Genomic DNA, 485 nt, shown 5'->3' with positions numbered 1-485 from the left:
GAAGAGGGCAATCTGTCCAAGTGGCTTGTGAAAGAGGGCGACAAGGTTTCGCCGGGCGATGTGATTGCCGAGATCGAGACCGACAAGGCGACGATGGAAGTCGAGGCTGTCGATGAGGGCACGGTGGCAAAGCTCGTCGTTCCCGCCGGCACCGAAGGCGTCAAGGTCAACGCGCTGATCGCCGTGCTCGCCGCCGAAGGTGAGGATGCAGGCGCCGCCGCGAAAAGCGGGGGCGGTGCTGCACCGGCCAAAGCCGAGACGCCGAAAGCGGAGGCTCCCAAGGCTGACGCACCGAAGGCTGAGACACCCAAGGCCGAACCGGTCGCGACCGCATCCAAGGCAGATGCGGCTCCGGTTGCCAACGGCCATGCGGCCGGCGAGCGCACCTTCGCGTCGCCGCTTGCGCGCCGCATCGCGAAGGAGGCCGGTGTCGATGTGTCTGCCGTGACTGGCACCGGCCCACATGGCCGGGTGGTGAAGGCGGA

Annotated in this window: 1 protein-coding gene; it reads left to right on the top strand. The window is 67.2% G+C overall.

What is annotated here, in order from left to right; translation table 11 throughout:
* A partial coding sequence (locus EN906_RS20635; RefSeq protein WP_127375338.1) for a biotin/lipoyl-containing protein occupies positions 1-485 on the top strand: 485 nt, incomplete at both ends.

The organism is Mesorhizobium sp. M7A.F.Ca.CA.004.06.1.1 (assembly GCF_003999135.1).
Taxonomy (GTDB): Bacteria; Pseudomonadota; Alphaproteobacteria; order Rhizobiales; family Rhizobiaceae; genus Mesorhizobium.
This window is presented reverse-complemented; position numbering and strand designations above follow the sequence as displayed.